Annotated in this window: 5 protein-coding genes; 1 reads left to right on the top strand and 4 read right to left on the bottom strand. The window is 64.3% G+C overall.

Translation table 11 applies throughout. From position 1 onward, the window contains the following. The 4 genes from mrdA to IL54_RS00225 all read right to left on the bottom strand — a co-directional run. Window positions 1-1937, bottom strand: a 1937-nt coding sequence (gene mrdA, locus IL54_RS00240) for a penicillin-binding protein 2 (protein WP_037472476.1), incomplete at its 3' end; no start/stop codon positions are given. Then, window positions 1934-2461, bottom strand: a complete 528-nt coding sequence (gene mreD / locus IL54_RS00235) for a rod shape-determining protein MreD (RefSeq protein WP_037472086.1) — start codon at window positions 2459-2461, stop codon at window positions 1934-1936. The genes mrdA and mreD, both read right to left, overlap by 4 nt. Further along, complete coding sequence (gene mreC / locus IL54_RS00230) at window positions 2458-3375, bottom strand: rod shape-determining protein MreC (protein WP_037472085.1); 918 nt, start codon at window positions 3373-3375, stop codon at window positions 2458-2460. The genes mreD and mreC overlap by 4 nt, the downstream gene beginning before the upstream one ends. Window positions 3376-3406: 31 nt before the next feature. Next, window positions 3407-4453: a rod shape-determining protein gene (locus IL54_RS00225; RefSeq protein WP_037472083.1), complete on the bottom strand. Its 1047-nt coding sequence runs from the start codon at window positions 4451-4453 to the stop codon at window positions 3407-3409. 173 nt (window positions 4454-4626) lie between these two features. Here IL54_RS00225 and mutL point away from each other — a divergent pair. Then, a partial coding sequence (mutL, locus tag IL54_RS00220; protein WP_037472081.1) for a DNA mismatch repair endonuclease MutL occupies window positions 4627-5791 on the top strand: 1165 nt, incomplete at its 3' end.

The raw sequence follows: 5791 nt of genomic DNA, 5'->3' as shown, positions 1-5791 counted from the left end.
TCGCCGCGTTCGATCGCGCGCGCCAAGCGAAAAGCCGCCATCTGCCGCGCCTGCCGTTCGGTCGGCGTCCCGCCCCAGCCTTTCTCCAGCGTTTCCAGCTTCTCCGTCGCCTTCTTGGGGTCGAACAAATAAGAGAGGGTGTCGCTGGCGATCATCGGCGCATCCTCGTTGCGGATCATATGGCCGCCATGTTCGATGATGCAGGCCACGGCATAGCGCGGATTATCGAACGGCGCGAAGCCCTGGAACAGGGCATGGTCGCGCAGTTTGAAGGCGAGCGACGCGTCGCGCCGCACACCGCCCGCGCGCTCGGCCATGGTGATGCGGCGGACCTGCGCGGTGCCGGTCTTGCCCGCGATCAGTACGTCGGGAATCGCCATCCGCGCCGCGCCGCCTGTACCGCCGCCATTGACCACCGCGCTCATCGCGTCGCGGATCACGGCCAGATGCTCTTCGGATGCGCCTACGGAGGCGGGCGCGGGGCGCTTCGCGCCATGCAGGAAGTTGGGCATCAACTGCTTGCCCGTCGCCAGTCGTGCTGCCATCACCGCCATCTGGAGCGGGTTGATAAGCATATAACCCTGGCCGATGGTGGCATTTACCGTGTCATAGACCTGCCATTTCTGGTCATATTTCTTTTCCTTCCACGCCGGGTCCGGCACGGTGCCATAGCTCTGGCTGGGGAAGGGCAGGTCGAAGCGCTGGCCCATGCCGCACCGCCGCGCCATTTCGGCAATGCGGTTCATGCCGATACGCTGGGCCATCTGGTAAAAATAGATGTCGCAGCTTTGGGCGATCGCCGTGCGCATGTTGACGGCGCCATGACCGCGCCGCTTGTGGCAGTGGAACAGCGTGTTGCCGACCCGGATGGCACCGGAACAGCCCACAGTCTCCTGCGGGCCCACGCCGGCCTCCAGCAGCGCCAGCGCCACCATAGGCTTGACGGTCGATCCTGGGGGATAGAGACCCTGCAACGTCTTGTTGCGCAGCGGCACATGGTCGTCCTGCGACAGCATCGCCCATTCCAACTGGCTGATGCCGTCGGAAAAGCTGTTGGGATCGAAACTGGGCATCGATGCCATCGCCAGCACGTCGCCATTGGCGCAGTCGATCACGACCACCGACCCGCTTTGGGTCGCGAGACGACGGCCCGCATATTCCTGCAAGCCTGCATCGATCGTCAGTTTGATCGGATTGCCCGGCATGTCGGGGCGGGTGGTCAGTTCTCGCACGATCTTGCCACGCGCGGTCACTTCCACCCGCTTGGCACCGGGCTTACCGGTCAGATGCTGGTCGAACGCCTTTTCCAGCCCGTCTTTGCCGACCTTGAATCCCGGTGTGATCAGCAGCGGATCGCGCCGTTCCTTATAATCCTCCGCCGTCGCGGGACCGACATAGCCCAGCAGATGACCGACAGTGGAGCCGGCCGGATAATAGCGCGAAAAACCCTGGCTGGGCGCGACGCCGGGCAAGTCGGGCAGGCGGACGCTGACCGCGGCATATTGCTCGTAGGTCAACTTGTCGGATACCTGGACGGGGCGGAAACGCGCCGACTTGTCCAGTTCCTCGCGAATACGCTCGACCTCGTCCGATTCCAGGCTGAGCAAATGGGCCAGGTGGCGGATCGTGCCTTCGGCATCGACCACCCGTTGCGGGATGAGATCGACACGAAAATCGGTGCGGTTGTTGGCAAGCGGGCGACCGTTGCGGTCTATGATCCAGCCCCGACGCGGCGGAATGAGCGTCAGATTGACGCGATTGCTTTCCGACAGCATCGCATATTTTTCATTTTCCGCGACGCTGATCCAGGCCATGCGCGCCGCCAGCATCGCGCCGATGCCACCCTGTATCGCCCCCAGCACCATCGTCCGTCGCGAAAAGGTGAAGGTCTGGCTGGCTTCGGTGACGCTCTTGGGCTTGAGCAGGGGAAATTTCATGCCATCACGCGCCAGCGGTCGATCCGGGCGCATTGCCGGACGACGAAGGGAAATAACAATATCGTCCAGAGCATCTGCGGCGCGACCAACAGCAACCTCACTTCGCCGCCACCTGTAATCCGCGCGAAAAACAGACCGGTGGCGATGCAGAAGATAATGGCGATGGCCGCAATTAACCAGTCCTGCCGATAACTGCGCCACACCATGCGATGTTCGACCGCATCGATCATCAGCAGCGTCACCGTCCACAGGAACATGGCCGACCCGATCGGCTGGCCGCTGACCATGTCGTCGAACAGGCCAAGCGGCAGGCCGATCCAGGCGCGCCACAGTTCAGGGCGCAGCAAGCGCCAGGACAAGAGCAACAACAGGCCAAAGGGCGGCATGACCGGCGACTGTGCGATCAGCGGCAGCGCGGCCGCCAGCGACCCGACCATCACCGTTACCACCGGCGTCCCGGCCAAGCGGAAACGCGATGGATGTTTGCCCAGGCGCGACACATGGCGAAGATGGCGATCGATCATGGCGCGGTCGTGCTGCTGGCTGCGGCGTCCTCCGGCGGCAGGGCTTCGGCGGCGGGATCGGGCCGGGTCACGACATCCTCGAACGGGCGTTCGACCACCACGGCATCGACGCGCGAGGGATTGGCGAGGGGGAAGCCCCAGGCGATCTCACCCTGGACCCGCACGACCACCGCGACCGGAATATTGGGCTGATAGATGCCACCGATGCCGGATGTGACCAGGAGGTCGCCCGGCTTGAACGGATTGCGTCCGGCGGACAGTGCGCGGATCTCCACCGATCCGTCACCCGCCCCGGTGGAAATGGCGGGCACGCTGTCATTCGCGCGGCGGACCGGCACGATATTGCCGGTGTCGGTCAGCAACAAGACTTCGGCGGTGTTGGGCGTGGTGCTGTGGACACGGCCGATCAACCCTTCGGCGGCGCGCACCGGCATACCAGGCCGCACGCTCTGCCAGCGCCCGGCATTGAGCCGCGCGAAACGACGCGCGCTGCTGGACGAAGAACTGATGAGCCGCGCGGTCAATAGGCTGCTCTGGTCGGCATCGACCAGACGCAGCAACTTCTTGAGCCGGGCATTTTCCTGGGCGATCGCCTTTGCTTCGATGATGCGATTGCGATCGGCCTCCACCTGCCGCCGCAGCGCGACATTCTGCGATCCCGCCCGCCAATAGGAGGCCAGCACTTCGTCCACCGAACTGACGCCGCTGACCATATTGCGCAGGCCCGATGAGAGCGGTCGGGTCAGTTCGGCCGTCGCGGTGCGCAGGCCAGCAAAGCCGGTAGGATCGAATATAGCGACCACGACCAGCAGCAGGGCGGCCGCAGCGCCGCCGACCGCCACGACATAGCCGAAGAACAGGCTATATTGCGCCCTTCGGTTGATGCCGGGGCGTAGGCTGGGTGGCCGCGCCATCTACGCGTCCCTTTCGAAAAAGCCCGTCGGATCAGGCGGTTTGCAAGACGCCTCGGAACATCGGATCTTCCATAGCGCGGCCAGTGCCGATCGCGACGCAGGTCAGCGGATCTTCGGCAATCGTCACCGGCAGGCCGGTTTCGTCGCGCAATTCATCGTCCAGCCCCTTGAGCAGCGCGCCGCCGCCAGTCAGGACGATGCCCTGATCGACAATATCAGCCGCCAGTTCGGGCGCGGTGTTTTCCAGCGCGATCCGCACGCCTTCAACGATCGTGCTGATCGGCTCGGCCAGCGCGTCGGCGATCTGACCCTGGTTGATCGAGATTTCCTTGGGCACGCCATTCACCAGGTCGCGACCCTTGATATGGATCGTCTCACCAACGCCATCGGCGGGCGACTGGGCGATGCCATATTGCTTCTTGATGCGCTCGGCGGTGGCTTCGCCGATCAGCAAATTATGATGACGACGCACGAAGGAGACGATCGCTTCGTCCATCTTGTCACCACCCACGCGGACGCTGGTGGTGTAAGCGAGGCCACGCAGAGATAGCACCGCGACTTCGGTCGTACCACCACCAATATCGACGACCATCGAACCGATCGGCTCGGTCACCGGCATGTCGGCGCCGATTGCGGCGGCCATCGGCTCCTCGATCAGGAACACCTGGCGCGCGCCGGCATTGCTGGCCGCGTCACGGATGGCGCGGCGCTCGACGCTGGTCGAACCCGAAGGCACGCAGATCACGATCTCCGGCGCGCGCCAAGGGCTATGCTTGCCGCCATGGACCTTGGTGATGAAATGCTTGATCATCTGTTCGGCGACGTCGATGTCGGCGATCACGCCATCGCGTAAGGGGCGGATGGCCTCGATCGAATCCGGGGTCTTGCCCATCATCAGCTTGGCGTCTACGCCCACGGCTTTCACCCGCTTGACGCCGTTCAGCGTCTCGACCGCCACCACCGACGGTTCGTTCAGCACGATGCCGCGACCGCGAACATAGACCACCGTATTGGCGGTGCCGAGGTCGATGGCCATATCCTGCGAGGTGAATTTGAAGAGACGCGAGAAGATCGACATGCCTTATCCTGTATCGCCCGCCGTCCCCGCGACGCGACAGGGGACCGGTCGGAAAGCTGTTCCGCTCGTCCGCTGCGCCGCATGGCTTTTGCCCTGTTCAGTCATCCTGTGCAGTGCAAAATATTTGGCGTCGCGGGTCGCGGAAAGCGACCGATTGGGCTAGTCCCTAATCAATGTCAATACGCCGCCTGCCCGAACATCTGGTCAATCGTATCGCTGCCGGTGAAGTGGTCGAAAGACCCGCCAGCGCGCTCAAGGAAATCGTCGAAAACGCTTTGGACGCGGGCGCGACTCGGCTCTCCATCCGCCTGTCGGGCGGGGGGCTGGACCGGATCGAGGTGAGCGACGATGGCTGCGGCATGGATTCGGCGGACATGGCGCTGGCGCTGGAACGCCATGCCACGTCGAAGATGCCCGACGACGATGCCATTGAAAATGTGGCGACTCTCGGTTTCCGGGGGGAGGCGCTGCCTTCCATTGCGAGCGTCGCGCGGCTGACCATCGACAGCCGGGTTGCGGGTGCGGACGGGTGGAGCCGCACCGTCGATAATGGCCAGCTAGTCGCCGAAGGGCCGGCGGCGCTGCCCCCCGGCACTCGCGTCACCGTCGAGCAACTCTTCGCCAAAGTGCCCGCCCGGCGCAAATTCCTGCGCTCGGCCAAGGCGGAATATGCCGCCTGTCTCGACATCGTCCGCCGTCTCGCAATGGCACATCCCGCGGTTGCGTTCGCACTCGAACATGATGGTCGCCGCACGCTGGGCGTGCAGGCGGGTGAGGCGCGGGAGGAACGGGTCGCCGCGCTGACCGATCGAGCCTTGGCCGACAATCATGTGATCGTCAGCCTGGAACGCGAAGGCGTGCGCCTGTCCGGCGTTGCCTCAATCCCCACCTACAATCGGGGGGTGGGTGATCATCAATATCTGTTCGTCAATGGACGCCCGGTAAAGGATCGGCTGTTGATCGGCGCGCTGCGCGGGGCCTATGCCGACATGCTGGCGCGGGACCGGCATCCCGTGGTCGCCCTGTTTCTTGACGTGCCGCCGCTCGACGTCGACGTCAATGTCCATCCCGCCAAAACCGAGGTGCGCTTCCGCGATCCTACGATGATCCGGGGCATGATCGTGTCCGGCCTGCGCCGCGCGCTCGATGCGGAGGGTTTTCGCGCCGTCCAGAATGCCGATCCGGCCGCGTTGTCCGCCTGGCGCGCCGAGCCGGTCTCGCGAACGCCGATCGGCGCGATGCCGATTTTCGACGCCGTATCGGTCAGCTATAATCCTTTGGCCTCGTCGTCTTTCGGCGACCGCCGGTCGAATTTCCTGACGCCGCCGCCCCAGGCCC

This window comes from Sphingobium sp. ba1 (assembly GCF_000743655.1).
Taxonomy (GTDB): Bacteria; Pseudomonadota; Alphaproteobacteria; order Sphingomonadales; family Sphingomonadaceae; genus Sphingobium.
The sequence above is the reverse complement of the archived record's forward strand: the minus strand, read 5'-3'. Positions and strand labels throughout refer to the sequence as shown.